21 protein-coding genes are annotated in these 26,102 nt (G+C 61.6%); 10 read left to right on the forward strand and 11 right to left on the reverse strand.

Going from position 1 to position 26,102, the window contains the following annotated elements; translation table 11 throughout:
* Position 1: 1 nt before the first annotated feature.
* The 7 genes from ACLBKR_RS06150 (at position 2) to dnaE (ending at position 10,271) form a co-directional block, all read left to right on the forward strand.
* Entirely contained in the window at positions 2-1,669 is a 1,668-nt protein-coding gene (locus ACLBKR_RS06150; protein ID WP_113444040.1) for a ribonuclease J, read from the forward strand.
* A gap of 57 nt (positions 1,670-1,726) precedes the next feature.
* A complete protein-coding gene (gene mce, locus ACLBKR_RS06155; protein WP_112828916.1) occupies positions 1,727-2,131 on the forward strand; it encodes a methylmalonyl-CoA epimerase in 405 nt (134 codons plus the stop codon).
* 98 nt (positions 2,132-2,229) lie between these two features.
* Positions 2,230-2,499 (forward strand): DUF1467 family protein, encoded by a 270-nt coding sequence (locus tag ACLBKR_RS06160; protein WP_112828915.1) that lies wholly within the window; start codon positions 2,230-2,232, stop codon positions 2,497-2,499.
* Positions 2,500-2,995: 496 nt separating this feature from the next.
* On the forward strand, positions 2,996-4,318 hold the full coding sequence (proS, locus tag ACLBKR_RS06165) for a proline--tRNA ligase (protein ID WP_112828914.1): 1,323 nt from the start codon (positions 2,996-2,998) through the stop codon (positions 4,316-4,318).
* 21 nt (positions 4,319-4,339) lie between these two features.
* The gene (locus ACLBKR_RS06170) at positions 4,340-5,647 is read left to right on the forward strand and encodes a lipoprotein-releasing ABC transporter permease subunit (RefSeq protein ID WP_113338789.1); all 1,308 of its coding nucleotides are present in this window, start codon (positions 4,340-4,342) and stop codon (positions 5,645-5,647) included.
* 11 nt (positions 5,648-5,658) lie between these two features.
* Entirely contained in the window at positions 5,659-6,348 is a 690-nt protein-coding gene (locus tag ACLBKR_RS06175; protein WP_113444039.1) for an ABC transporter ATP-binding protein, read from the forward strand.
* 440 nt (positions 6,349-6,788) lie between these two features.
* The gene (gene dnaE, locus ACLBKR_RS06180; RefSeq protein WP_113444141.1) at positions 6,789-10,271 is read left to right on the forward strand and encodes a DNA polymerase III subunit alpha; all 3,483 of its coding nucleotides are present in this window, start codon (positions 6,789-6,791) and stop codon (positions 10,269-10,271) included.
* Positions 10,272-10,385: 114 nt separating this feature from the next.
* On the opposite strand, the gene ACLBKR_RS06185 is transcribed toward dnaE, so the two are convergent.
* The 3 genes from ACLBKR_RS06185 to ACLBKR_RS06195 form a co-directional block, all read right to left on the reverse strand.
* The gene (locus ACLBKR_RS06185; protein ID WP_113444038.1) at positions 10,386-11,636 is read right to left on the reverse strand and encodes a L,D-transpeptidase family protein; all 1,251 of its coding nucleotides are present in this window, start codon (positions 11,634-11,636) and stop codon (positions 10,386-10,388) included.
* 216 nt (positions 11,637-11,852) lie between these two features.
* Positions 11,853-12,800 (reverse strand): YoaK family protein, encoded by a 948-nt coding sequence (locus tag ACLBKR_RS06190; RefSeq protein WP_414901010.1) that lies wholly within the window; start codon positions 12,798-12,800, stop codon positions 11,853-11,855.
* Positions 12,801-12,833: 33 nt separating this feature from the next.
* Complete coding sequence (locus tag ACLBKR_RS06195) at positions 12,834-14,120, reverse strand: DNA polymerase IV (protein WP_112828909.1); 1,287 nt, start codon at positions 14,118-14,120, stop codon at positions 12,834-12,836.
* Positions 14,121-14,191: 71 nt separating this feature from the next.
* On the opposite strand from ACLBKR_RS06195, the gene ACLBKR_RS06200 reads away from it, so the two are divergent.
* Complete coding sequence (locus ACLBKR_RS06200; RefSeq protein WP_113448712.1) at positions 14,192-14,797, forward strand: GNAT family N-acetyltransferase; 606 nt, start codon at positions 14,192-14,194, stop codon at positions 14,795-14,797.
* On the opposite strand, the gene ACLBKR_RS06205 is transcribed toward ACLBKR_RS06200, so the two are convergent.
* Entirely contained in the window at positions 14,782-15,417 is a 636-nt protein-coding gene (locus ACLBKR_RS06205) for a hypothetical protein (protein ID WP_112828907.1), read from the reverse strand. The genes ACLBKR_RS06200 and ACLBKR_RS06205 overlap by 16 nt on opposite strands.
* Positions 15,418-15,711 (reverse strand): DUF3572 domain-containing protein, encoded by a 294-nt coding sequence (locus ACLBKR_RS06210; protein WP_414901013.1) that lies wholly within the window; start codon positions 15,709-15,711, stop codon positions 15,418-15,420. It abuts the gene before it with no gap.
* 137 nt (positions 15,712-15,848) lie between these two features.
* On the opposite strand from ACLBKR_RS06210, the gene ACLBKR_RS06215 reads away from it, so the two are divergent.
* Both ACLBKR_RS06215 and ACLBKR_RS06220 read left to right on the forward strand, forming a co-directional pair.
* The gene (locus tag ACLBKR_RS06215) at positions 15,849-16,220 is read left to right on the forward strand and encodes a response regulator (protein ID WP_099057498.1); all 372 of its coding nucleotides are present in this window, start codon (positions 15,849-15,851) and stop codon (positions 16,218-16,220) included.
* Between the two features lie 14 nt (positions 16,221-16,234).
* Entirely contained in the window at positions 16,235-17,611 is a 1,377-nt protein-coding gene (locus tag ACLBKR_RS06220) for a PleD family two-component system response regulator (protein WP_112828905.1), read from the forward strand.
* 840 nt (positions 17,612-18,451) lie between these two features.
* Here the strand turns inward: ACLBKR_RS06220 and rpmG are convergent.
* From rpmG to topA, 6 genes are all read right to left on the reverse strand, one after another.
* Positions 18,452-18,619, reverse strand: a complete 168-nt coding sequence (gene rpmG, locus ACLBKR_RS06225; protein ID WP_006727600.1) for a 50S ribosomal protein L33 — start codon at positions 18,617-18,619, stop codon at positions 18,452-18,454.
* A gap of 86 nt (positions 18,620-18,705) precedes the next feature.
* Positions 18,706-19,890 carry an MFS transporter gene (locus ACLBKR_RS06230; protein WP_113338796.1) on the reverse strand — a complete coding sequence of 395 codons (1,185 nt, stop codon included), beginning with the start codon at positions 19,888-19,890 and terminating at the stop codon, positions 18,706-18,708.
* A 10-nt stretch (positions 19,891-19,900) separates the two neighbouring features.
* Positions 19,901-20,605: an NUDIX hydrolase gene (locus ACLBKR_RS06235; protein ID WP_414901016.1), complete on the reverse strand. Its 705-nt coding sequence runs from the start codon at positions 20,603-20,605 to the stop codon at positions 19,901-19,903.
* Entirely contained in the window at positions 20,602-21,054 is a 453-nt protein-coding gene (locus tag ACLBKR_RS06240) for a DUF983 domain-containing protein (protein ID WP_113338798.1), read from the reverse strand. The genes ACLBKR_RS06235 and ACLBKR_RS06240 overlap by 4 nt, the downstream gene beginning before the upstream one ends.
* Before the next feature lie 18 nt (positions 21,055-21,072).
* Positions 21,073-23,355: a ribonuclease R gene (gene rnr / locus ACLBKR_RS06245; RefSeq protein WP_414901744.1), complete on the reverse strand. Its 2,283-nt coding sequence runs from the start codon at positions 23,353-23,355 to the stop codon at positions 21,073-21,075.
* A gap of 83 nt (positions 23,356-23,438) precedes the next feature.
* Positions 23,439-26,102, reverse strand: a complete 2,664-nt coding sequence (gene topA / locus ACLBKR_RS06250) for a type I DNA topoisomerase (protein ID WP_414901019.1) — start codon at positions 26,100-26,102, stop codon at positions 23,439-23,441.

The raw sequence follows: 26,102 nt of genomic DNA on the forward strand, positions 1-26,102 counted from the left end.
AATGGCGAAGAACGAAGAATTGGTATTTCTGCCCCTGGGCGGTGTTGGCGAAATCGGCATGAACCTGGCGCTCTACGGCTACGGCACGCCGTCGAACCGGCAGTGGATCATGGTCGATTGCGGCGTCACCTTTCCCGGTCCGGAACTGCCCGGTGTCGATCTCGTCCTGCCCGATGTCGGCTATATCGAAGCCGAGAAGAAGAACCTCAAGGCGATCATCATCACCCACGCCCATGAAGACCACTACGGTGGCCTGAACGACATCTGGCCCGGTCTCAACGTCCCGGTCTATGCCTCCGGCTTTACCGCCGGCATGCTGGAGGCCAAGCGCGACTACGAAGGCACGCGCGCCGAAATCCCGGTGACGCCGTTCAAGGCGGGCGATGTCATCAATGTCGGCCCGTTCTCCATCGAAGCCATCGGCGTCAACCATTCCATTCCCGAACCGATGTCGCTGGTGATCCGAACCCCGCTCGGCAATGTCGTCCATACCGGCGACTGGAAGATCGATCACAATCCGTCGCTCGGTCCGCTAACGGATGAGGCCCGGTTCCGCGCCATCGGCGACGAGGGGGTTCTTGCCCTGCTGTGCGACAGCACCAACTCCATGCGCGATGGCGTCTCCCCATCGGAAGAGGAAGTGTCCGAGGGCCTGCGCAAGATCATCGAGACCGCCGAGGGCCGGGTGGCCATCACCACCTTTTCATCCAATGTCGGCCGTATCCGGTCCATCGCCCAGGCTGCGGAAGCTGCCGGTCGCGAGGTGCTGCTGCTCGGCAGTTCTTTGAAGCGGGTCGTCGCGGTCGCGGACGATCTGGGGCTGATGGAGGGTCTCAAGCCCTTCATCGCGGAGGACGAGTTCGGTTTCATTCCCCGCGACAAGATCGTCATTATCCTGACCGGCAGCCAGGGCGAGGCCCGCGCCGCGCTGGCCAAGATAGCCCGCGACGAGATGCGCCATGTGGCTCTGACGGCAGGCGATACCGTCGTCTTCTCCTCGCGCACCATTCCCGGCAACGAAAAGGCCATTCTCGAGATCAAGAACGGTCTGGTGGAGCAGGGCATCCACATCGTCACCGACAGCGAGGCGCTTGTGCATGTATCCGGCCATCCGCGTCGCAACGAACTCCAGCAGATGTATGAATGGACGAGGCCGCAGATCCTCGTGCCCGTCCACGGCGAGGCCGCGCACCTGATGGCCCAGATGGAACTCGGCCTTCAGTCCGGCATCAAGACCGTGCCGCGTGTGCGCAACGGCGATATCCTGCGCCTCGCTCCCGGACCGGCGGAGGTCATCGATCAGGCGCCCTTCGGCCGCGTCTACAAGGATGGAAAGCTGGTCGGCGATCTCGATGAGATGGGCATATCCAACCGGCGAAAGCTCTCCTATGTCGGCCATGTGGCGGTCAACGTGCTGCTCGACAGCCGTTACGAGTTCATGGGCGATCCCGACGTCGTTCCTTTCGGCTTGCCGGAATACGACGACGAGGGCGAGGCCATGGAGGACACGCTTTATGATGCCGTTCTCGGTGCCGTCGAAAGTATTCCGAGGGCGCGCCGCAAGGACCTCGAAACCCTGCGCGAAGCGGTCCGCCGCGCTGTCCGCGCCGCCGCCAACGAGGCCTGGGGCAAGAAGCCTGTTGTCACCGTATTCGTGACCAAAGTCTGAGTGACGGGCGGCCGCGCGCTGGTATAGGTTCGCGCCGCTCACTTTCAGGAGATTGCCATGCTCGGACGAGTAAACCACGTCGCCATCGCCGTACCGGATCTCGGAGCCGCGACCGCATCCTACAGGGACACGCTCGGCGCCAGGGTCTCGGAACCGCAGTCCCTGCCGGAACACGGCGTGACGGTTGTCTTCGTCGAACTGCCGAATACCAAGATCGAATTGCTGGAGCCTCTGGGCGCGGACTCCCCGATTGCAGCCTTCCTCGCCAAGAACCCGGCCGGCGGCATGCATCACATCTGCTACGAGGTCGAGGACATCCTGGCGGCCCGGGACAAGCTGGCAAGCGGCGGCGCCCGCGTTCTGGGCAGTGGCGAACCGAAGACCGGCGCTCACGGCAAGCCGGTTCTGTTCCTGCATCCCAAGGACTTCCACGGCACCCTGATCGAGCTTGAACAGGTCTGAAGTCAGCCGTTCCGTTTGCCCGCCGGCCGGAGCTGGCTTATATCTTGCCTGTTGCCGGCGGACATGATGCGCCCCGGCTGAAAACGGGAATCATATCGATGCAATTCGTTTCGGCCTTCGCCGTCTACTTCGTCATCTGGTGGATTACGCTCTTTGCCATCCTGCCGATCGGCATGAAGACACAGGCCGAGGTCGAAGAGGTGGTTCCCGGCAGCGTCGAAAGCGCGCCGGCGCGCTTCCGGGGCGGCAGGGTCGTCTTCTGGACGACGCTCGTGTCGGGCCTGATCTTTGGTGGCTGGTATGCCGCATCGACCTGGTTCGGGATCGGCATCGACAGCCTACCGAACATCGTACCCAAATTCGATTGACCCGATTGAGGCCCGGCATCCGGCGCAGTCGAGCCGCGATGTCGCGCAAAGGCAAAAAAAAACAAGGTCCGAAGACCTTGTTCTAATTTTCGCGTGATCCTTCACCAATTAAGGGGCAGCGAACAAGCGCGCCTAAGATCTGATCCTCCCAAGACTTGACCGCGAAATAGACAAGAATTTAAGCTCCTTGCCTCTTTTGTGAGCTAAACTAGCCCAAGAAGTGCGCCTTGTCACCACATTTTTTGCAAATTTGCTACAGTTACCAAAAAAAATCCCCAACCGCGTAAATGTCGCAGCTTCGACATAAAACGCGTGCTTCGCCATCGTCTCCACAGTGCCGCAAATGTGTTCGGGCGAGGCTCCCCGACACCGGTGGACGCCTTGCCGGATGCGGGTTTTCTTCGCGAAAGGAAACCGCTATGTACGCTTCGGGAAGCACCCTCGTAATCGCTGATTCCGCCGATCTGGCGGGAAAACCAACGTCTGGAACCCTGTTATGCGTCTGTCGCGCTACTTCTTGCCGATCCTGAAGGAAAATCCGAAGGAAGCCGAAATCGTCTCCCACCGTCTCATGCTGCGTGCCGGCATGATCCGCCAGCAGTCCCAGGGCATCTATTCCTGGCTTCCGCTCGGCAAGCGCGTGCTCGACAAGGTCAACGGCATTATCCGCGAGGAACAGAACAGGGCCGGCGCCATCGAGATCCTGATGCCGACGCTGCAATCTGCCGAACTCTGGCAGGAAAGCGGTCGTTACGACGACTATGGCAAGGAAATGCTGCGCATCAAGGACCGGCAGGAGCGCCCCATGCTCTACGGTCCGACCAACGAGGAAATGGTGACCGACATCTTCCGGTCCTACGTCAAGTCCTACAAGGATCTGCCGCTCAACCTCTATCATATCCAGCTGAAGTTCCGCGACGAGATCCGCCCGCGTTTCGGCACCATGCGTTCGCGCGAATTCATGATGAAGGATGCCTATTCCTTCGACCTGACGATGGACGAAGCGGTTCATTCCTACAACAAGATGTTCGCCGCCTATCTCCGCACCTTCTCAAGGCTCGGTCTGCGGGCGATCCCGATGCGCGCCGATACCGGCCCGATCGGCGGCAATCACAGCCACGAATTCATCATTCTCGCCGATACCGGCGAATCGGAAGTCTTCTGCCACAAGAATTTCGTCAATTTCGACATTCCCTCGGAAGACACCGATTTCGACGATGTCGCCGGTCTGAAGAAGATCTTCGACCAGTGGACCTCGGTGTATGCCGCGACGTCGGAAATGCACGACGAGGCCGCATTCAATGCCATTCCCGAGACCGATCGCCTCTCTGCGCGCGGTATCGAGGTCGGCCACATCTTCTACTTCGGCACAAAATATTCCGAGCCGATGGGCGCCAAGGTGCAGGGTCCCGACGGCAAGGAACACACTGTCCACATGGGATCCTATGGCATCGGCCCGACCCGCCTTGTTCCCGCCATCATCGAAGCATCGCATGACGAGAACGGAATCATCTGGCCGGCCTCGGTCGCTCCGTTCGACGCGGTGGTTATCAACATGAAAGCCGGTGACGAACAGTGCGACGCGGCCTGCGAGCGGCTCTACCAGGCGCTTTCCAATGCCGGCAAGGATGTGCTCTATGACGACACGGACGACCGCGCGGGCACGAAGTTCGCCACAGCCGACTTGATCGGTGTGCCGACCCAGGTGATCGCCGGCCCGCGCTCGGTCGCCAATGGCGAAATCGAGCTCAAGGATCGCAAGACCGGTGCGCGCGAGACGATGACGGTCGAGGCGGCCATCAACAAACTGGTCGGCTGACGGCCGGGGCGAGGAGACCAAATGAAGAGTGCAGTCGCCGGCAACGCGACGGAAGCGGCCGAGCAGGGATCTGTCGGCCGGCCGTTCTCCGCCTTCGAGCGAATGGTTGCCTGGCGCTACCTGCGCGCCCGCCGGAAGGAGGCCTTCATTTCGGTGATCGCCGGCTTCTCTTTTGTCGGCATCATGCTCGGCGTCGCGACGCTCATCATCGTCATGGCGGTGATGAACGGTTTTCGGACAGAGCTGATCTCCCGCATCCTCGGCATCAACGGTCACATGATCGTGCAGCCTGTGGATGGCCCACTCGAGAATTATGCCGATCTCGCCCAGAAATTTTCCGCCATTCCGGGCGTGACCATGGCTCTGCCGCTGGTCGAGGGACAGACGCTCGCCTCCGGCCGCGCGGGCGCCGGAACTGGCGCGCTCGTGCGCGGCATCCGGCCGGACGACCTGACCAAGCTTTCCGAGGTTTCCGGCAATATCCGCCAGGGCGATCTGGTTGGTTTCGCTGCCGGGCAGGGCGTCCTGATCGGCTCGCGCATGGCCTCGGAACTCGGCGTCGGGGCAGGCGACACGATCACGCTCGTCTCCCCGGAAGGCGATGTCACCCCGCTCGGGGTCAACCCACGGGTCAAGTCCTATCCGATTTCCGGCGTCTTCGAGATCGGCATGTCGGAATACGACTCCTCGATCATCTACATGCCGCTCGAGGAATCCCAGCTTTATTTCAATGCCGAAGGCATCGTTCAGTCGATCGAGCTGTTCGTGTCCGATCCGGATGCCATCGACGAACTGCGCCCGAAGATCGAGGAGGCCGCCGGTCGCCAGATTTTCATCACCGACTGGCGCCAGCGCAACCAGACCTTCTTCTCCGCCCTGCAGGTGGAGCGCAATGTGATGTTCATGATCCTGACGCTGATCGTGCTCGTCGCCGCGCTCAACATCATCTCGGGCCTCATCATGCTGGTGAAGGACAAGTCCAGCGACATCGCCATCCTGCGCACCATGGGGGCGACGTCCAGTGCGGTGATGCGGATTTTCTTCATGACGGGAGCCGCCATCGGTACGGCGGGTACTTTTGCCGGCGTGCTGCTCGGTGTGCTCGTCTGTCTCAATATCGAATCCATCAGGCAGTTCTTTTCCTGGGTCTCCGGCACGGTCCTCTTCGATCCGGAGCTCTATTTCCTCAGCCAGCTGCCGGCCGACATGAATGTCGGCGAGACGGTTTCCGTCGTCGTCATGGCGCTCAGCCTTTCCTTCCTGGCGACGATCTTCCCGGCCTGGCGCGCCTCGCGCCTCGATCCGGTCCAGGCCCTCCGCTACGAATAAGGAAACGTCCGATGGCCTCCAAGACTGTTCTTTCGCTTTCCGGCATCGACCGCCATTACGGCCAGGGGGACACCCTGCTCGGCATCCTGAAAGGGGCGGATTTCAATCTTCGTAGCGGCGAGACCGTGGCCCTGGTGGCGCCGTCTGGAACCGGCAAGTCTACGCTCCTGCATGTGGCGGGTCTGCTCGAACATCCTGATGCGGGCGAGGTCACCATCGGCGGCGTTGCCTGCCAGGGGCTCTCCGATGACCGCCGCACGGCGATCCGCCGCAATTCGGTCGGCTTCGTCTACCAGTTCCATCACCTCCTGCCGGAATTCTCCGCCCTGGAGAATATCATGATGCCGCAACTGATCGCGGGACTTTCGAAGCAGGAGGCGCGCGAACGCGCGTCGCAGCTCCTCGATTACATGCGTATCGGTCACAGGGCCGATCACCGGCCGGCCGAATTATCCGGCGGCGAGCAGCAGCGCGTGGCGATTGCCCGCGCGGTGGCCAACGCACCGTTGGTCCTGCTGGCCGACGAGCCCACCGGCAATCTCGATCCGGAGACGGCATCCTACGTCTTCTCAGCGCTGGAGGCGCTGGTGCGCCAGTCGGGGCTCGCCGCCCTGATCGCCACGCACAATCATGAACTGGCGGCTCGGATGGACCGCTGCGTGACCCTGATCGACGGAAAGGTCGCGGATTACAGCGCCTGACGCAGGCCCCGCCGCCGGCTCGCTCTCTCTCTTTTTACATGGACCCGGCCTGATCGATCGGTCACGGCCCCGCGTGGCCGCAGATCTCTTCCTTTACGTCGCTGAGCGACCGTCATGACGTCGGCCGTCTTCCGGAACTCTGTTCCTGTTGCATTCGGCCGTCAGCTTTTTTTTGGTTGACATGTGAACATATGTGGAACAAAATAAAAACATAAAGAGTAGGAGAGAGCCATGACTGAAATTCTTCGTGATGTCGCCGCATTCGCCTCCATTACTATGTTCGTCGCCAGCATGTCGGTGTTTCTGATGGCGCTTTGACCATCGCACCATTTCTGTAGAGATCGCCGAGGCTTCGCCGAACCGGTCTGGACTTCACGGCTCGGTCGGTCGAAAATCGGACCGAGTCTTGGTAAGTTGAGGATCGGACAGAGATGGGTGATATGGCCGCCGCGGAAGCAGGTACGGGCGTCGTAAAAGGCGGTCCTGGCTTCGTCCACCTGAGGGTGCATTCGGCCTATTCCCTGCTCGAAGGCGCTCTGCCGCTCAAGAAGATCCTGGGCAAGGCCGTCTCGGATGACCAGCCCGCCATCGCGATCACGGACACCAACAATCTCTTCGTTGCGCTCGAATTTTCGCAAAAAGCGGTCGGGGACGGCATTCAGCCGATCATCGGCTGCCAGTTGTCGATCGACATGGAGGATGCCGACGGCGAAAAGCGCGTCGGTCATGGCGCAGGCTATCCGGCCATCGTGTTGCTTGCGGCCGACTCCGAAGGCGCGGAACGTCTCGTCGATCTTGTGAGTCGCGCCTATCTCGGCGGGGATTCAAGCCAGGCGGTACATATATCGGTCTCCTGGCTGGACGAGCTTGGGACCGGCGGCCTGATAGCCCTGACGGGCGCCGCCAAGGGGCCGGTGGATATGGCCTTGAAGGATGGGCATCGGCCATTGGCGGAAGCGCGGCTTTCGACTCTGAAGCGGCTGTTCGGCGACCGGCTTTATGTCGAATTGCAGCGCCATGGCGACTATGATCGCGGTCACGAGCGTCGCATGGTGTCGCTTGCCTACGCGCACGATCTTCCGCTCGTGGCAACGAACGAGGCCTTCTTTCCGACCCGGGCCGATTACGAGGCGCACGACGCCCTGATGGCGGTTGCCCATAACGCGATCGTGTCGGACGATAGCCGTTTCCGCCTGACGCCGGATCACTACCTCAAGAGCCGCAAGGAGATGTGCGAACTGTTCGCCGATCTGCCGGAGGCGCTCGACAATACGATCGAGATTGCCCGGCGATGCTCGTTCATCCTCGATACGCGCAAGCCCATCCTGCCGCGCTTCGCCGGTGTCGGCTCCGATGCGGAGGAGGCCGAAAGGGCAGAGGCCGAGGAGTTGCGGCGCCAGGCGGTCGAAGGCCTCGAACACCGCCTGTCCGCGCTCGGCATGGCCGCCGGCTTCGAGGAAAAGGATTATCGCGAACGGCTTGAGTTCGAGCTCTCGATCATCGAGCGCATGAAGTTTCCGGGTTACTTCCTGATCGTTTCGGACTTCATCAAATGGGCGAAGCAGCATGACATTCCGGTCGGCCCCGGCCGTGGTTCGGGCGCGGGGTCGCTCGTTGCCTATGCGCTGACCATTACCGACGTCGATCCGCTGCGCTTTTCGCTGCTGTTCGAGCGCTTCCTCAATCCCGAACGCGTCTCGATGCCGGACTTCGATATCGATTTCTGCCAGGACCGCCGCGAAGAAGTGATCCGCTACGTGCAGCGGAAATACGGGCGCGAGCAGGTGGCGCAGATCATTACCTTCGGTTCGTTGCAGGCGCGCGCCGCGCTTCGCGACGTCGGCCGCGTGCTCGAAATGCCCTACGGTCAGGTCGACAAGATCTGCAAGCTCGTGCCCAACAATCCGGCGAACCCGACGCCGCTTTCCAAGGCGATCGAGGAGGAGCCGAAGCTGCAGGAGGCTGCCGCCGAGGAACCGGTCGTTGCCCGCCTCCTCGACATCGCGCAGAAGATCGAGGGTCTTTATCGCCACGCTTCGACCCATGCAGCCGGCATCGTGATCGGCGACCGGCCGCTGTCGAAACTCGTGCCGATGTATCGCGATCCGCGTTCCGACATGCCGGTCACCCAGTTCAACATGAAGTGGGTCGAACAGGCGGGCCTGGTCAAGTTCGACTTCCTCGGCCTGAAGACGCTGACGGTTCTGAAAACGGCCGTCGATTTCGTCCGCCGCCGCGGCATCGAGGTCGATCTCTCGGCGATCCCGCTCGATGACAAGAAGACCTACGAGATGCTGTCGCGCGGCGAGACGGTCGGCGTGTTCCAGGTGGAAAGTGCCGGCATGCGCAAGGCGCTGATCGGCATGCGCCCCGACTGCATCGAGGACATCATCGCGCTCGTGGCGCTCTACCGTCCGGGACCGATGGAGAACATCCCGGTCTATAACGCCCGCAAGCACGGCGAGGAGGAGATCGAGTCCGTCCATCCGAAGATCGATTACCTGCTCAAGGAAACGCAGGGCGTTATCGTCTACCAGGAACAGGTCATGCAGATCGCCCAGGTGCTGTCGGGCTATTCGCTCGGCGAAGCCGACCTTCTGCGCCGCGCCATGGGCAAGAAGATTAAGGAGGAGATGGACAAGCAGCGCGCCCGCTTCGTCGACGGCGCCGTCGAGAACGGCGTGTCGAAGAACCAGGCGGATGTCATCTTCGACCTGCTCGCGAAGTTTGCGAACTACGGTTTCAACAAGTCGCATGCCGCCGCCTACGCCATCGTTTCCTACCAGACGGCCTATCTCAAGGCGCATTATCCGGTGGAATTCCTCGCCGCGACCATGACTTACGATATGGCCAACAGCGAGAAGCTGAACGACTTCAGGCAGGATGCAGGCCGGCTCGGCATTGCCGTCATCCCGCCATCGGTGCAGACGTCCTACCGTCGTTTCGAGGTCGGCGAGAACCGGATCTATTACGCCCTGGCCGCCATCAAGGGGGTCGGTGATTCCGCCGCGGAGCACATCGTCGAGGTCAGGGGCGACAAGCCCTTTGCTTCCATCGAGGATTTCTGCCTGCGCATCGATCCGAAGCAAATCAACCGGCGCGTCTTCGAAAGCCTGATATCGGCAGGCGCCTTCGATTGTTTCGGTCATGACCGCGCCCAACTGGTCAACGGTCTCGACCGCATCCTCGGTTATGCCCAGCGCGCCCAGGAGAATGCTGTCAGCGGCCAGTCCGACATGTTCGGTTCAGGTGGCGCGAGCGGACCGGAGCGCATCTCGTTTCCGGCCTACAATGCCTGGCTGCCCTCGGAAAAGTTGCTGCGCGAATTCCAGGTCCTGGGTTTCTATCTGACGGCCCACCCGCTCGATTCCTATCGGTCGCTGCTCGAGAAGATGCGCGTGCAGACCTTCGCCGATTTCTCCCAGTCCGTGCGTCAGGGCGCGACGGCGGGACGGCTGGCGGGGACTGTCATCTCCCGCCAGGAGCGCAAGACCCGCACCGGTAACAAGATGGGCATTGTCACGCTGTCGGATTCTTCCGGTCAGTACGAAGCCGTGCTTTTCTCCGAGGGGTTGAATCAGTACCGGGATCTTCTCGAGGCGGGCAAATCGCTGGTCATCACGGTCCAGGCCGACGAACGCCCAGAGGGTATCGGTCTGCGCATCCAGACGGCGCAGTCGCTCGAGGAAAAATCCGTGCAGATGCAGAAGACGCTGCGTGTCTATGTGCGCGACAGCGGACCACTGAAGACGGTAGCGGCGCATCTCAACACGCGCGGCGACGGCCTCGTCTCCTTTATTGTCATCAAGGAGGACGGCAAGCGGGAGATCGAGGTTGAACTGAACGAGAAATACCGGATATCCCCGGAGATCGCGGCGGCCATGCGGGCCGCCCCCGGCGTGGTGGATGTCGAACTGGTCTGACCGATAGCCGGGGGCCCATACGGACACGCAAGGGTCCCGACGGGCACGGTCAGCCGGCCTCCGAGTCCTTTCCGACTTTCACGACGATCTGTCTTTTCCGTGCGGGTCGCTACCTCAACCTTTTCGGGCGAGATGGGTGATCGTGATGAAATCGGTTCCTGGGCCGGTTTCCGGGCTGATACCGTTGTCGGAAATGGTGATCGAACTGCCTTCGCTCAGCATTTCCTCGATGCGCCGACGGATGTCGTCGGGAATCTGGATGCGATCGAGGGCGCTCGCCGCATCGTGGATGGCGGTATCGCCGGCGGGAGCCGTGATGCCGAGACGCTTCATCATTTTCGGCGGCAGATCGTTTTCGAGCGTGACCGCATGCCATTCCGCCTTGCCCGAGAGCCGGTTGACGTCGGTCGCCTCGATGAAATGCGTACCGAGCGCGATTTCGGGATCGCTGATACCGATGGGAGCCTCGAAGACGGGCTTGAAATCCCGCCGCACCATGATCTGGCCCCTGGGCGGCTCGCCGCGGCCGGCGCTTTTGTAGAGCGCCTCGACGAATTCCGGCGTGATGAGTTCGCCCCTCGTCGAAAGTCCTTTCCAGCGCTTGAAGCCATTGACCGCCGAGATCGTCAGTTCGCCGATATGGCCGTCCGGCAGGCCTGCATCGAAACCGAGTTCGCGCAGAAGCGTCTGGGCGTCGAGAACCGTTTCGCGCATGCCGCGGCGCGTGATGAGTATCCGCAGCGGCGAGGATTGCTCTTCCAGTACGACCTTGGCGGACGCGCCGGCTTTTGGCAGAACGTCAGCCATCGCCACCTGCACGGGTTTTAGCGAGGCGTCGATGGTGGTCGGCCGCAGCTCTGCATCCGACAGAAGCATGCCGTCCGGGGCGGGTATGCGCGGTGAAAACAGCGTTCGGTGGCTGATGCTCACGGGTTGCACGGGTTCGTCGGTGATGATGACATGCGCGCCCCGCTCGGTCATGGAGAACAGCGCCTTGGCGAAGGCGGCAGGCAGGCGCACGCAGCCATGGGATGCGGGATAATTCGGCACGCTGTTCGATTCATGCAGCGCCACGCCGGACCAGGTGATGCGCTGCATCCACGGCATCGGCGCGTTCGAATAGAGGTTGGATTCGTGATATTTGCGCTTCTCGAGGATCGAGAAGATGCCGGATGGGGTCGTATGCCCTTGCTTCCCGGTCGAGACCCTCGACGTCGCCACGACCTGTCCGCCGTCATAGACGACGAGCGACTGATCGCTCTTGGAAACGAAGATCTGCAGGGTGCCGCCATTTCCCGCCAGGGCCGGAGAGGTGAGCGCGGTCGCACAAAGAAGGCCGATGGAAACGGCAAGGGACTTGAACATACGAAACGATCCCATACGCAATACAGTTCCGGCTAAAATAATTGCCGAAGTTTAAGGAAAGTTTGAAGGGGTCGCGGCCATCACAACCTTGTGTTCCGGCACGCCGCTGGCGCGCTCATCCTGCCCGGGGGTCTGCAAGATCGGCTCGCGACAACTCGATCTTCCCGTCGAAACGCATTGTTCGGGCGAATGAGCTGAGCCGTTCTACTGCAATGCTTAATTTGGTGCGGTTTTTCTATGCCGGGCGGCCGGCGACAGGAGCTGGGGGCTTGCGAGAACAAGAAGAAGCGCGGCAAGCGGCATGGAGAAGCCGTAGCCGAGATGCTTGAAGCCCAGGGCGCCGACGAGGCCTCCGAGGAAGAACATCGCGACCACGCGCAGCAGGATCCTGAGCTTGCGCATATCGGGCTGAACGCGCGGCAGCGCCGATTGCCGGCCGAAAAGACGGTAGGTGAGCTTGCCGAGTTCGATCCCGATGTCGGTTACCATGCCGGTCATATGCGTGGTGCGGATGCGGGCGCCCGAAATTTTTGTGATCGTGGCGTTCTGCAGGCCCATGATGAAGCAAAGCAGGGCCGTCACCCATATCCCGGCCTGCGGAATATGGCCGATCACCGGGCCGATGGCCCCGAAATTCAAAAGCAGGACGGCCTCGAATGCAATCGGATAGGCATATTGCTTGCGCCGGGCATTCCTCCGCCCCCAGTTGATGAGGATCGCCGAACCGCCGGCACCCGCCGTGAAGCTGAAAAGCATTATCAGCCCGGCGCCGACCAGCGTGAAAAGGCCGAGCGCCAGATTGTCGGCAACCGCCGAGATAACCCCGGACATGTGCGAGGTATATTGCCCGATCGCGAGAAAACCGCCGGCATTGGTTGCGCCCGCCACGAAAGCCAGCAAGGCTCCGAGGAGAAGATCGCTCGGCCCGGTGCGGCTATGGGCGGTGACGGTTCTGAAAATGCGAATTGGCAGGTGGCGATGCGGTGGCTGGCTCATGGGATCAGGTTGCCGACTCAGGCTTGTCGATGAAATGCGGAAGATCGCTGCCAAGATATACGACGGCGGCCCGTGCAGGAAATTCAAGTTTTGCCGTTTGTCATCCGTACAACGAAATGGAAGCGTTTTCCCGAGCCGGTGCCGATGTGCGTCAAGGCTGTGCGGCAAGCCCCATGCCGTTGCCGGCAGGCAGAGCTGGCATTACTTGTTGCCGCGGTCGAAGGTGTAGCCTGTCTGCACCGTGCCTTTTCCGAACTTGTCGCGAAGCTTGTCCATGGCGGCTTCCGCCTTGGCGCGTCGGCCGGCCTGTGCGTCGATCAGGTCGGGCGGGTCGGCGGTCGCGGCATCGGTAAGGTCCGTCACGCCGATGCCGATCAGGCGGTAGCGCGTGCCATCCGTTTCCTTTTCGAGCAGTGAGAGGCCGGTCCGGAAAATTCTGTCGGCAAGCTGTGTCGGATCGTCCAGCCGCCGGTTGCGCGTCCGGCCTTTGAAATCCGCTGTCTTGAGTTTCAACACAACGGTCTGGCCGGCAATCCCGCTTTTCTTCAGTCGCCAGGCGACCTTCTCGGACAAGGAGCGCAGGTGAACGACAAGATCGTCGTGGCGCCAGATATCTTCGAAGAACGTCGTCTCGGCCGAAACGCTCTTGGCTGGCTCGTTGAGATGGACCTCACGGTCGTCGATGCCGCGCGAGAGGCGGGAAAGCCTTTGGCCGATGGTGCCGTAGCGGCGCATCAGATCGGTTTCGTCCATCTCCTGCAACTGGCCGATGGTGCGGATGCCGTCCTTCTCCAGCGTCGCGGCAAAGGCTTTTCCGACGCCCCAGATCGTGGTGACGGGTCTCGGGGCTAGGAAGGAGAGCGCCTCTTCCTGGCCGATCACCGAGAAGCCACGCGGTTTCTGCAGGTCGGAAGCGACCTTGGCCAGGAACTTGCAATAGGAAAGGCCGATGGAAACGGTGATGCCGATTTCCCGCTCGACCTTGCGGGCGAAACGGGCGAGCACGCGCGCCGGCGGATCGTGATGCAGCCGCTCCGTACCCTTGAGTTCAAGGAAGGCCTCATCAATCGAGAGCGGCTGGACGAGCGGCGTCAGCTCCTCCATCATTGAGCGGATCTGTCGCCCCACACGGACATACTTCTCCATGTCCGGCTTGATGACCACCGCCTGCGGGCAGGCTTCCAGTGCCTTGAACATCGGCATGGCCGAGCGGACGCCATGGATACGCGCAATGTAGCAGCAGGTGGAAACGACGCCGCGCTTGCCGCCGCCGACGATGACGGGCTTGTCCGCAAGCTCTGGATTGTCGCGCTTTTCCACCGACGCATAAAACGCATCGCAGTCGATATGGGCAAGTGTCAGCCGATAGAGTTCCCGGTGGTAGAGAAGCCGCGGACTGCCGCAGGCTTTGCAACGCCTCAATCCTTCCGGCTGCCCGCGCAGGCAGTCGCGACAGAAGCCCGGAAAATCTGCATTGTCGGTCATCATTGCGAGAACAAAGGTTGAACATCGAAAGATTAGGCGCTAGCCTCCATCCTGACAAGTGAGGAGAGCGGTCTATGCAGCGGGATTTCTTCGCCCGAGCTTTGACACCGGATTTCTGGCCGGATTTCGAAAAGGTGATGGGACCCCAGGGGGCATGCTATGGCTGCTGGTGCACATATTTCCGGATGCCCGCGCCCGAGCGTCAGAAGGCCTCGGCCGATGAGAAGAAGGCTTTCATTCGCGCTCGGGTTGGACGGGAGCCGCCTCCCGGTATCATCGGCTACATCGATGGAGAACCCTTCGGATGGGTGCAGGTCGGGCCGAGGGCGGATGTACCGAACTGGAATTCACCGAGAACCGTGTCCCGCCCGCTGGAGGAGGCGGATGCGAAAGATCCCCGGGTATGGGCCGTTAGCTGCTTCATGATGACCAGCAAGAGGAGGGGGCAGGGTCTGAGCCATGCCTTGCTCGGCGCTGCCGTCGACTTCGCCAGGAAGAGCGGCGCCCGTCTTTTGGAGGCCTGTCCCATGCAGCGGGCCAAGCAGTCGAAATCGGTCAGTCTGTTTGTCGGGCCGGCCAATATCTTCGCAGCCGCAGGCTTTCGGGAGGTGGCCCTGCGTAAGGCCGGACGTCCGCTGATGCGGCTCGTGCTTGCCGACCCGGATCAGCCGGCGATGTGAGCGGCGACGAGGCTGCCTGCTTCCGCCCAGTCGCGCGCCTTGCGGACATGCTCGCCGGCGGCGGGGGCGAATTTGTGGATCTCGACCGGAGGGGGAAGATGGACGAGAAGGCATTCAGGCACATGCTCGCCGACAGAATGCAGATTGGACACCATGTCGTCGATGAAGGCGAGGGGGAGGGTTCGTCTTTTGTGAAGGCGTTCGACCAGGGGGCCCTTGGCTTCATCTGCCGCAATCATGGGATAGCGAAGGTCAAATCGGTCGAGCAGCCGTCTGCGGGCGGCGGCGTGTTTCGGCGGCATGGCGGTGAGAAACACGAGATCGGCCTGCCGGCTGATCCGGCCGAGCGCCCCGACGGCTTCGGCAAACGGCGTTTGCCACGCTTCCTGGTCGGCAAAGAAGGCCTCGATCAGGGCGGTTACCACATCGTTCTCGAGAACGGTGTCATCAGCGGCGCTGACAATGTTGCCATGCAGCCGGAAGGAGCGGGGGATGAGGCGATGCCCACGGCTCTCGAGAAAGGTCTGGAAGGGGGTGACGAACTCAAGCACGACGTCGTCCACGTCGCAGACGACGAGCGGGCGGTCGGTGAGCGCTATGCCGTCGAGATCCGGTGCCATTCAGTATTCTCCCGAGCCGAGGGTTGGGCCGGTATAGTGCTGCGAGGCGCGGACCACGTCCTCCGGTGCCGTTCCCGTCGCTTCGCAGAAGGCGAGCAGCGTCGGTTCATGCGTCATCAGGAAATCCAGCATGCCGGCAAGGAAGGCCGGGTCCTTGATCGACTGGCGCAACTGATCGGGCCGCGTTCCGGACAGCGCAAGGAAACGCCCGAGCATGTCCGGTTCGCCCGCGAGCCATGTCAGCACCGAGACTGCCGTTTCTTCGGCGGGAACGCCTATATTACTGTTTTTCATCGTTGCTTTCCGTATTGCCCCGGCGAGTTACCTATTTCTCAACCAAATCACCTTAGCATGTCGGGATACGGAAAGTGCAGACTGCTATCGGGAATTGACCGCCGGCGGGGCGCTGGAAGGGATCGAAGGACTGGTTTATGCCCAAGAAGGTAATGATTGTCGAAGACAACGAGCTGAACATGAAGCTCTTCCGCGATCTTATCGAGGCCTCCGGTTACGAGACGATCCAGACCCGCAACGGCATGGAAGCGCTCGATCTCGCCCGCAAGCACCGGCCCGACCTGATCCTGATGGACATCCAGCTTCCGGAGGTTTCGGGGCTTGAGGTCACGAAATGGCTGAAAGAGGACCCGGAACTGCATGTGATCCCGGTCATTGCGGTCACGGCCTTTGCCATGAAAGGTGACGAGGAGCGCATTCGTCAGGGCGGTTGCGAGGCCTATGTCTCGAAGCCCATCTCGGTGCCGAAGTTCATTGAGACGATCAAGACCTATCTCGGTGACGCTTGAGGGGATGGTGAAGGATGACTGCGAGAATTCTTGTCGTCGATGACATCCCCGCCAACGTGAAATTGTTGGAGGCGCGGCTTCTTGCCGAATATTTCGACGTGCTGACCGCCGACAATGGACGCGACGCCCTCGATATCTGCGAGCGCACTCAGGTCGACGTCATTCTTCTCGATATCATGATGCCGGAAATGGACGGCTTCGAAGTCTGTGAACGGTTGAAGGCCAGCCCCCGAACCGCGCATATTCCGGTCGTCATGGTAACTGCGCTCGACCAGCCCTCCGATCGTGTGCGCGGCCTGAAGGCGGGCGCTGACGATTTCCTGACGAAACCCGTCAACGACCTGCAACTCATCTCCCGCGTCAAGAGCCTGGTGCGGCTGAAGACGCTCAGCGACGAACTCAGGATGCGTGCGGAAACCGCGCACGACATCGGCATGTTCGACCCCGTCCGCTTGAGTGACGGCCGGCTGGAAGAACAGGCGCAGATCCTGCTGGTCGACAGCCGCGCCGCCTCCCAGGAACGCATCATCAAGACCCTGAAGCCGATCGCGGTCGTCAGCGCGATGTCCGATCCCCAGGCTGCGGTCTTCGAAGCGGCGGAGAATTCCTTCGATCTGGTGATCGTCAACGGCAATCTGGAGGACTACGATCCGTTGCGCCTTTGCTCGCAACTGCGGTCCCTGGAGCGCACCCGCTTCATTCCGCTGTTGCTGATTACCGAGCATGGCGACGAACCTACGGTTATCCGGGCGCTCGATCTGGGCATCAACGACTATATCATGCGCCCCCTGGACCCGAACGAACTTGTCGCGCGCTGCCTGACGCAGATCCGCCGGAAGCGTTTCAATGACAGGCTGCGAAACAGCGTCAAGCAGACGATCGAGCTTGCCGTCACCGACGGGCTGACGGGCCTTCACAACCGTCGTTATCTCGACAATCACCTCAAGATGCTTTTTGCACGGGCCAAGGCGCGTGGCCGTCCGCTTTCCATCTGCATGACCGATATCGACCGCTTCAAGCAGGTCAATGACGGTTATGGCCACGATGCGGGGGACGAGGTGTTGAAGGAGTTTGCCTCCCGCATCCGTTCAACCGTCCGCGGTGCCGATCTCGCCTGTCGTTACGGCGGAGAAGAGTTCGTGGTGGTCATGCCAGACACGCCGCCGGATATTGCCGCGATGATCGCCGAGCGTTTGCGCGGCATCATCGAATCCAGGTCCTTCGCCCTGAAGTCGGCTGAAGGAAGCCTCGACGTTACGGCATCCATGGGCATCGCCTCGCTGGGGCAGGGGATCGAGACGCCCGAACAACTGCTGAAGCAGGCCGACCGCGCGCTCTATCAGGCCAAGGCTGGCGGCCGCAATCGCGTCGTAACGTCGGCAGCCGCCTGAGAACCAGCCTCGCACTCCAATTTAAGCGGTTTCGATCCGTCGAGGGCTGTCAACCTCCCGTATTGGGGGATTGCGTCCGCGTTTTCCTTGAACCACTATCTTGAAAAGCAATGTGTCGCGCGATTTCCAGCCTTGGTCATCGCAAGGAAAATGACGCCGGTACAGTATCCGATGCCGACTCGATAAGCTCGCTTACTGGTTGTTTTTAAATTTCAGCTTTCTCGTAAGTCTTTCTCACGATTTTTTATGCATTTCGGAGTTTCTCCGGCATTTATTTGTGCTGGGAAATCGGTGCCATGTATCTGTATGGCGCTTCGAAACTGTGTCGTCGTGGCACGACAATGCGTTTTTTCTCAGATTTGCCCGAAAGTATTTTGGCTGAATATCGATGTGATCGGGAATATACCTATGTATTCGCCTTAATAAGAATAGTGCCGTTAGTGATGATTTTAACCATAGCGGTAACTCCAATTTAAAAGAGTTAAGAAAATGTTGATTTTTCGTCCGATTTGGAGGAAGTTGTCCTTAACAAGGAAAACGCCTCTGAAGAGGCAAGCGATACCCCATGATGCTCAGGTCCGCCGCATCTCCTGGGTCGTGGGGTCGGTCGGTTGACATGCAATATCAAAACGGTTCCTCGTGCCGTTTTTGCATGTTGACCGGCCCCCAATACGAAAGGCACCGCAGCCGATGAGGCGCGGTGCCTTTTTTGTTGGGCCGGATTTATTCCGGGGCAAATCTCGCGTGCCGGGCAGGCCCAGTTCATGTCCCGGTCCTGAAACGAAAAAAGCGCGTTGTCAGACAACGCGCCCGTTCCGCTGAAACCTGTCGGATCAAGTCTTACTTGATCTTGGTTTCCTTGAATTCGACGTGCTTCTTCGCGACCGGGTCGTACTTCGTCTTCGTCATTTTTTCCGTCATCGTACGGCTGTTCTTCGTGGTGACGTAAAAGAAGCCCGTGTCGGCCGTCGACAGCAGCTTGATCTTGATGGTTGTAGCCTTGGCCATGGTCGTCCTGCCTTTAATAAACGAAGCCGTGGACGACCGAGGTCCACGGCAAATCTGGCGCGAAACTACAAATCGCGCCCGAAAAGTCAAGTCCGTTTGGGTTTAAAAAACAATCTGCCCAGAGAAACAAGTACATAGAGAGCGAAGAAGCCTGCAATCGACCAGGCGAATCCGTGACTGCCCGAAATATCGATGGCAACGCCGATGGCTTGAGGCCCCGCAACCGTTCCAACCGCATAGCAGAAGACGAAAGCCGCATTGGCGGCCGCGAGGTCGGAGCCGGTGAGTCGCGAACCCAGGTGGCTGAGGCCGACCGTGTAGAGACCCGAGACGCTGCCGCCCCAGAAGAACAGGACGACGGCCATCAGCAGCCAGCTCTGTGACAGCCAGGGAAGCGCCAGCGAACCGGCAAGACCGACTGCGGCCATGACGCCGAGCAGGACGCGGCGATCCTTCATATGGTCGGACAGCATGCCGAGCGGGATCTGGAAGACCATGTTGCCGATACCCATCACCGTTAGCAGTAGCGCGGCTTGCGACTCGGTGAAGCCGGACCGCGTTGCGTAGATGGGAAACAGTGAAAGGCCGCCGGCTTCCACCGCGCCAAAGACGAAGACGGCTGCCGTCGCAGTGGGTACGAGGAAAATGTAGCGGAAAAAATGCCGCTCCGGCTTTGCGTCAAGGGCAGGGCTTTCCCCGCGCGCGATGAAGATCGGAACCGCCGCAGCCAGGATCGCGACGGCGGCCACCATGAACGGCAGCACGCCCTCGCTGCCGATCAGCGAGAAGAGCAGGGGACCGGTGGCGAAGCCGACAGAGAGGACCGTGGCATAGATGCCGAGCACGAGGCCTCGCCGTCGTGGAGGTGCCGCGGCATTAATCCAGAATTCGGAGAGGATGAAGAGCGTGGTAGTTGCGCCATGAAAGGCAAGCCGCAACGGAAACCACATCCAGAACTGTTCGGCGTAATAGAAGCCGAGGCCGCTCAGCGCCGAGATGAGAACCGCCCAGAGCATGGTCTTGGCGACGCCATAGCTGTGGGCAAGCTTCATGGTCACCGGTGCGGCGGCCATGGCCGCGATGCCCGCCATGGCGGAATTGAGCCCGATCATCGTGGACGAAATCCCGCGCTTTTCGAGAATGATCGAAAGCAGCGGCAGTCCGAGACCGATGGCGATGCCGACCGAGGAAATGGAGACAACAGCAGCGATAAGAGAGGGCCAGTGGATCTCTTCGCGATGGCAGTTGTCGCCGTTGGACGGCTTTGTCATGAGGTGGCCCTTAAATCGTATCGTGGAAGAATCGCCCACGCCGGGAGAAGTAGAACGGTCCGTCGCTTCCAAAAGGTAAAGACGGATCGTCTTTCATCTGCAGTTTGACATCTTCCAGGATCGTCCTGGTGATGGCTGGCATGTTCAGACCGGAAACATCGTGCATGTCAAGCCATTGCAGGTCATGCAGCTCGGCGGAATCGCGGATTGCGCTAGGGTCCACCTCGGCTTCGTCGCAGAACGTCAGGAAAAAGCGGGTATCGAACCGCCGGATATTGCCGGGCGGCGTGATGGCGCGCGCCACATAACGAAGGGTGCCGAGGTCGGCGCTGAAACGGCCATGCCTGTTGCCGCCTTCATCGATGCGCCCGATGACGAGCCCGGTCTCTTCGTCGAGTTCCCGCAGCGCCGCCAGCGCCAGCGCGCGGCATCGATCGGCAAGCCGGGGATCGGAGGCTCCCCCCGCAAGCCTTGTCAGGACTGCAGGCTGCAGGTCGCGCAGGAAGGGCAGGTTGCGATCCTGTCGGTCGCGCCGGCCGCCGGGAAAGACGTAGAGGTCCGGCATGAAGGCGTGTTTGCTGCCGCGCCTGCCGACGAGAACCCGGGGGCGGCTGCCGGCCCGGTCGATGAGGATCAGCGAGGCGGCATCCCTCGGACGCAGCCTCGCATTAGAGGCCGAAGCCTTGTCCTGTGCCTCGAAGGGATGCGATGTCATGAACCGGTCTTCTGGCCAAATTCTCCCGGCTCGCCGGCATCGTCTCCGAACCCATGCATTCGCAGCGCCCATTGCAGGCCGATGACTCCGCCTTTGATCGGCTGGATCGTCAGAAGCGACGTGATGATGGCAATCGGCACCCAGATCGCCAAGTGCACCCAGTCGGATGCAGGAAAGACGAGATCGGTCATCATGAAACCGCCGAGCAGAACGTGGCCGAGCACGATGATGACGAGATAGGGCGGCAGGTCGTCGGCGCGATGGTGGAATATCTCCTCGCCGCAGGCCGCGCAGGTATCGACTGGTTTCAGATAGGCGCGGAACAACTTGCCGCTACCGCAGGCCGGGCATGTGTTGAGAAGGCCGCGCCTGATCGACTGCCAGAGCGGGCGTTCGGGCCGTGCCTCTTCGCCGAAGCGCATCGCCTCCTGCGTGTTTCCTGCCGTCATCCTCTCTCCCTCCATTTATTACCTCCGTGGCCGGTTGGGCCGTGTACCGGGCTTCCTCGCGGCGGCGCGCCGCGTCGATTTATGGAAGGAGCGGACCGCAACGGGCATGGGCCGGCCTTCGCTCAGCATTTCAAAGCGCAGGGCGCCGGCCAGAGGAATGGCCTCCACCAGCCTTACCTCGACGGCATCTCCGAGGCGGTAGCCGAGGCCCGTCCTCTCGCCGGAAAGCGCCTGATGCGCTTCGTCGTAGATGTAGTAGTCACGCCCGAGCGTCGAGACGGGAATGAAACCGTCCGCACCGAACTGCGGCAGGGCGATGAAAAGACCGGCCTTGGTGACGCCCGAGACCTGGCCTGCGAACTCGTCGCCGATCCGGCCGGCGAGATGATGGGCGATCAGGCGGTTGATGGTGTCCCGCTCGGCCGCCATCGCACGCCGTTCGAAGGTCGAAATCTCCGCCGCGATATCGTCGAGAGCTGCCTCTTCTTCGGGTGTGATGCCGCCTTCGCCGAGGCCGAGCGACCCTACCAGCGCCCGATGCACGATCAGGTCGGCGTAGCGACGGATCGGCGAGGTGAAATGGGCGTATTTCATCAGGTTCAGGCCGAAATGGCCGATATTTTCCGGGCTGTAGATCGCCTGGCTCTGGGAGCGCAGCACCATCTCGTTGACCATCGTCTGGTGCGGCGTGTCGAGCGCTCTCGCAAGGATGCCGTTGAACGAGTTGGAGCGCAGGTTGCCCTTGGCGAGCGACAAGCCGATCGTGCCGAGAAACTCGCGCAGCGCCTCCTGCTTGGAGAGCGCCGGCGCGTCGTGGACGCGGTAGACCAGCGGCTGACGTTTTTTCTCCAGCGTCTCGGCGGCGGCGACGTTCGCCTGGATCATCATCTCCTCGATCAGCTTGTGGGCATCGAGTCTGTCCGGCACATGCACCCGGTCGACGGTGCCGTCTTCCTTAAGGATGATCTTGCGTTCCGGCATGTCGAGTTCCAGCGGCTGGCGGCGATCGCGCCCACGCTTCAGGATCGCGTAGGCGTGCCACAGCGGCTTGAGGATCGGTTCCAGCAGCGGTCCCGTCTTGTCGTCGGGCTTGCCGTCGATGGCAGCCTGCGCCTGCTGGTAGGACAGCTTGGCGGCGCTCTTCATCATGATCCGGTGGAAGGTATGCCCCGCTTTGCGTCCTTCCTTCGAGAACACCATGCGGACGGCAAGCGCCGGCCGGTCGACGCCTTCGCGCAGCGAGCAGAGATCGTTGGAAATCCGCTCCGGCAGCATCGGTACGACCCGATCAGGGAAGTAGACCGAGTTGCCGCGCTTCAGCGCCTCCCGGTCGAGCGCCGATTTCGGCCGTACGTACCAGGAAACGTCGGCGATCGCGACCGTGACGATCACGCCGTCCGGATTGTCGGGCGAGGGGTCAGGCTCCGCATAGACCGCGTCGTCGTGGTCCTTGGCGTCCGCCGGGTCGATGGTAATCAGCGGCAGGTCGCGCCAGTCCTCGCGATGCGACATGGTCGCGGGGTTGGCAGCCTCGGCTTCGGCAATGACCGATTGCGGGAGGATATATGGAATGCCGTGCGCATGTATGGCGATCATCGAAATCGCCTTTTCAGTGGCGACCGAACCGATCACCGAGAGCACGCGGGCGCGGGTCAGGCCGAAACGGCCGGAACGCAGGACTTCCACTTCGACGAGGTCGCCATCCTTGGCGTCGCCGAGATCGGCCCCGTCGATCTGCAGTTCCTCGCCGCGCCGGTCGATCGGCATAAGCCGTCCGCCGTTCGTGCCCGGCATCTCGCGATAGACGCCGAGCAGGGCGTTGCGGTGCTTGTCGAGGACCTTGATGATCCGGGCCGTGTAGGCGGGACCTGCCCGATCCTTTGACGGGAATATCTTGGCGAGCACCCGGTCTCCGAGGCCGCCGACCGGCGCCTTGCCCTTGGCGCGGTCGGTGCTCGACTGGCGAATGGCGACGGCCGGCGCGACGCCCAGTTCTTCGTTCCATTCAGCCGGGCGACCGATCAGCTCGCCGTCCTTGTCGCGCGTGGTGATGTCGAGAACGGTGACGGGCGGCAGCGCTCCGGGACGGGCTAGCGACTTGCGGCTTTTCTGCAGAAGGCCGTCGTCTTCCATTGCGCGCAGCAGGTCCTTGAGCTCGACGCGCGCCTCTCCCTTCAGGCCGAACGCCTTGGCGATCTCGCGCTTGGAAGCGCGGTCGGGATTGTCGGCGATGAATTCCAGCAACACTTCACGCGGCGGCACGGCCCCATGGATGATGGGTTGCTTGCCGTTCTTGGCCACGCCGGCTGCCTTCTCCGCGCGCCGCTCCCGCCGGTTGCGGGGAGCGGTGTCAGTGTCGGGATCGCGCGGTGGTCTTTTCAATTTCAGCTCTTCTTCGTCTTCGGTGCCGCCTTCGCCTTGGGCTTGGCGGCGGATTTCTTCTTGGGCGCGGCCTCGTCGGCATCCGCAGCCTTGGCCTTCGCTGCCTTGGCGGGAGCCTTCTTGGCCTTGGCCGGCTTGCCGCCGTCCTTGGCGGCCCGCTCGGCAATCAGCGCAAGCGCCTCTTCCATCGTCACGGACTGTGGGTCCTTGCCCTTCGGCAGCGTGGCGTTGACCTTGCCCCAGTTAATATAGGGACCATAGCGGCCATCGCGAACAGTAATTGCACCGCCATCCGGATGTTCGCCGATTTCTTTGAGCGCGGCAGGTGTGCCCCGCCCGCGGGCGCCGGCCCCCTTGCTCTGCTTTTCGGCGAGAACGGTGACGGCGCGGTTGAGGCCGATCGACAGAACGTCCTCGATGCTTTCCAGATTGGCGTAGGTGCCGTCATGCAGCACGAAGGGTCCGTAGCGGCCGAGACCGGCCGAAATCATCTTGCCGGTTTCCGGATGCGCTCCGACGTCGCGGGGCAGGGACAAGAGCGCCAGCGCCTTCTCGAAATCGACGGTCGCCGGCGTCCAGCCCTTGGGCAGCGACGAGCGCTTCGCATCCTTCCCGTCGCCACGCTGGACATAAGGTCCGAAACGGCCGCTCCGAAGCGTGATTTCTTCGTCCGTAACGGGGTCCTTGCCGAGCGCCTTCGGTTCGTTCGCGCCCGCGGCCTCGGCCTCCCCGCCGTTTTCGGAGGAAAGCTGACGGGTATAGTTGCACTCCGGATAGTTCGAGCAGCCGACGAAGGCGCCGTACTTGCCGAGCTTCAGCGACAACTGGCCGGTGCCGCAGACCTGGCATATGCGCGGATCGGAACCGTCCTCGCGCTTCGGGAAGACGAGCGGCGCCAGGGCCTCGTTCAGCGCATCGAGCACATTGGTGACGCGCAGTTCCTTGGTGTCCTCGATCTGGGCGAAGAAATCCTGCCAGAAGTCGCGCAGCACCTGTTTCCAGTCGAGTTCGCCGGCGGAAATCTTGTCGAGTTTTTCCTCGAGATCGGCGGTGAAATCGTATTCCACATACTTGGTGAAGAAGCTTTCGAGGAAAGCCGTCACCAGCCGGCCCTTGGCCTGCGGAATGAGCTTGCGCTTGTCGATCGTCACATAGTCGCGGTCGCGCAACGTGGCGAGCGTCGCCGCATAGGTCGAAGGGCGGCCGATGCCGAGCTCTTCCATCTTCTTGATGAGCGAGGCTTCCGAATAGCGCGGCGGCGGTTCGGTGAAGTGCTGGCTGGCGTTGACCTTCTGCTTGGCCAGCGCCTCGCGGGCGTTGATCTCGGGCAGGCGGCCGTCCTCGTCGTCGTCTCCGCCTTCGCCGTCTTCCCGCTGGTCCACATAGGCCGCGATGAAGCCGTCGAAACGGATGACAGAGCCGACGGCGCGAAGGCCGGCCTTCTCGCCGTCGCGGGTAGCAAGGATCTCGACCGTGGTCCGCTCGATCTCCGCCGATGCCATCTGGCTGGCGATGCCGCGCTTCCAGATGAGATCGTAGAGCTTCAGCTGGTCGGCGTCGAGGAAGCGGCGCACCTGATCGGGCGACCGGTTGAAATCGGTCGGACGGATGGCTTCGTGGGCTTCCTGTGCGTTCTTCGCCTTGGTGGAATAGAAGCGAGGCTTGTCCGGTATGTAACGCGCGCCGAACTGTTCGGCGACGGCGGCGCGGGCGGCATCGATGGCTTCGGGCGCCATCTGCACGCCATCCGTACGCATGTAGGTGATGAGACCCACCGTCTCCCCGCCGATGTCTATGCCTTCATAGAGCTTCTGGGCGACCTGCATGGTGCGCGAAGCGGAGAAACCGAGCTTCGACGATGCTGCCTGCTGCAGGGTCGACGTGGTAAAGGGCGGGCCGGGATTGCGCTTGACCGGCTTGGCCTCGACGCTGTCGACGGCGTAGCGAGCGCCCTCCAGCATCTCCTTGATCCGGCCGGCATCTGTGCCGTTGGTAATGGAGTTGCGCTGGATGCGCTTGCCGTCGGCGGAAACGAGCTTCGCTTCGAACTCGTCGCCGCGGGGCGTTTTCAGGAGCGCCGAAATGTTCCAGTACTCTTCCGCGACGAAGAGCTCGATCTCGTTTTCGCGGTCGCAGACGAGGCGAAGCGCCACCGACTGGACGCGGCCTGCGGATCGGGCGCCGGGCAGTTTGCGCCACAAAACAGGGGACAGGTTGAAGCCGACGAGATAGTCGAGGGCGCGGCGGGCGAGATAGGCATCGACCAAGGGTATGTCGATGTCACGAGGATGCGCCATCGCGTCGAGAACGGCCTTCTTGGTGATCGCGTTGAAGACGACGCGCTTCACCGGCTTGTCGCCCAGAACCCGTTTCTTCTTCAGCAGGTCGAGCACATGCCAGGAGATCGCTTCTCCCTCGCGATCCGGGTCGGTTGCAAGAATGAGGCCGTCGGACGATTTGACCGCGTCGGCAATGTCCTTCATGCGTTTCTGTGAGGCGCTGTCTACCTCCCAGAGCATTTCGAAATCTTCCTCGGGTCGAACGGAACCGTCCTTCGCCGGCAAGTCGCGCACGTGGCCGAACGAGGCCAGCACCTTGTATCCGGAGCCGAGATACTTGTTGATCGTCTTGGCCTTGGCGGGAGATTCTACGACTACGACATTCAT

Source organism: Paenirhizobium cremeum (assembly GCF_047553425.1).
Taxonomy (GTDB): domain Bacteria; phylum Pseudomonadota; class Alphaproteobacteria; order Rhizobiales; family Rhizobiaceae; genus Allorhizobium; species Allorhizobium cremeum.

Coding starts and splice junctions, on each gene's coding strand:
- ACLBKR_RS06195 (WP_112828909.1), bottom strand. CDS start 14,120: ATGATGACCGACAATGCAGATTTTCCGGGCTTCTGTCGCGACTGCCTG.
- ACLBKR_RS06150 (WP_113444040.1), top strand. CDS start 2: ATGGCGAAGAACGAAGAATTGGTATTTCTGCCCCTGGGCGGTGTTGGC.
- mce (WP_112828916.1), top strand. CDS start 1,727: ATGCTCGGACGAGTAAACCACGTCGCCATCGCCGTACCGGATCTCGGA.
- ACLBKR_RS06200 (WP_113448712.1), top strand. CDS start 14,192: ATGCAGCGGGATTTCTTCGCCCGAGCTTTGACACCGGATTTCTGGCCG.
- ACLBKR_RS06210 (WP_414901013.1), bottom strand. CDS start 15,711: ATGAAAAACAGTAATATAGGCGTTCCCGCCGAAGAAACGGCAGTCTCG.
- ACLBKR_RS06220 (WP_112828905.1), top strand. CDS start 16,235: ATGACTGCGAGAATTCTTGTCGTCGATGACATCCCCGCCAACGTGAAA.
- ACLBKR_RS06175 (WP_113444039.1), top strand. CDS start 5,659: ATGGCCTCCAAGACTGTTCTTTCGCTTTCCGGCATCGACCGCCATTAC.
- ACLBKR_RS06205 (WP_112828907.1), bottom strand. CDS start 15,417: ATGGCACCGGATCTCGACGGCATAGCGCTCACCGACCGCCCGCTCGTC.
- topA (WP_414901019.1), bottom strand. CDS start 26,102: ATGAATGTCGTAGTCGTAGAATCTCCCGCCAAGGCCAAGACGATCAAC.
- ACLBKR_RS06185 (WP_113444038.1), bottom strand. CDS start 11,636: ATGTTCAAGTCCCTTGCCGTTTCCATCGGCCTTCTTTGTGCGACCGCG.
- proS (WP_112828914.1), top strand. CDS start 2,996: ATGCGTCTGTCGCGCTACTTCTTGCCGATCCTGAAGGAAAATCCGAAG.
- ACLBKR_RS06160 (WP_112828915.1), top strand. CDS start 2,230: ATGCAATTCGTTTCGGCCTTCGCCGTCTACTTCGTCATCTGGTGGATT.
- ACLBKR_RS06170 (WP_113338789.1), top strand. CDS start 4,340: ATGAAGAGTGCAGTCGCCGGCAACGCGACGGAAGCGGCCGAGCAGGGA.
- ACLBKR_RS06215 (WP_099057498.1), top strand. CDS start 15,849: ATGCCCAAGAAGGTAATGATTGTCGAAGACAACGAGCTGAACATGAAG.
- dnaE (WP_113444141.1), top strand. CDS start 6,789: ATGGCCGCCGCGGAAGCAGGTACGGGCGTCGTAAAAGGCGGTCCTGGC.
- ACLBKR_RS06240 (WP_113338798.1), bottom strand. CDS start 21,054: ATGACGGCAGGAAACACGCAGGAGGCGATGCGCTTCGGCGAAGAGGCA.
- rpmG (WP_006727600.1), bottom strand. CDS start 18,619: ATGGCCAAGGCTACAACCATCAAGATCAAGCTGCTGTCGACGGCCGAC.
- ACLBKR_RS06230 (WP_113338796.1), bottom strand. CDS start 19,890: ATGACAAAGCCGTCCAACGGCGACAACTGCCATCGCGAAGAGATCCAC.
- ACLBKR_RS06235 (WP_414901016.1), bottom strand. CDS start 20,605: ATGACATCGCATCCCTTCGAGGCACAGGACAAGGCTTCGGCCTCTAAT.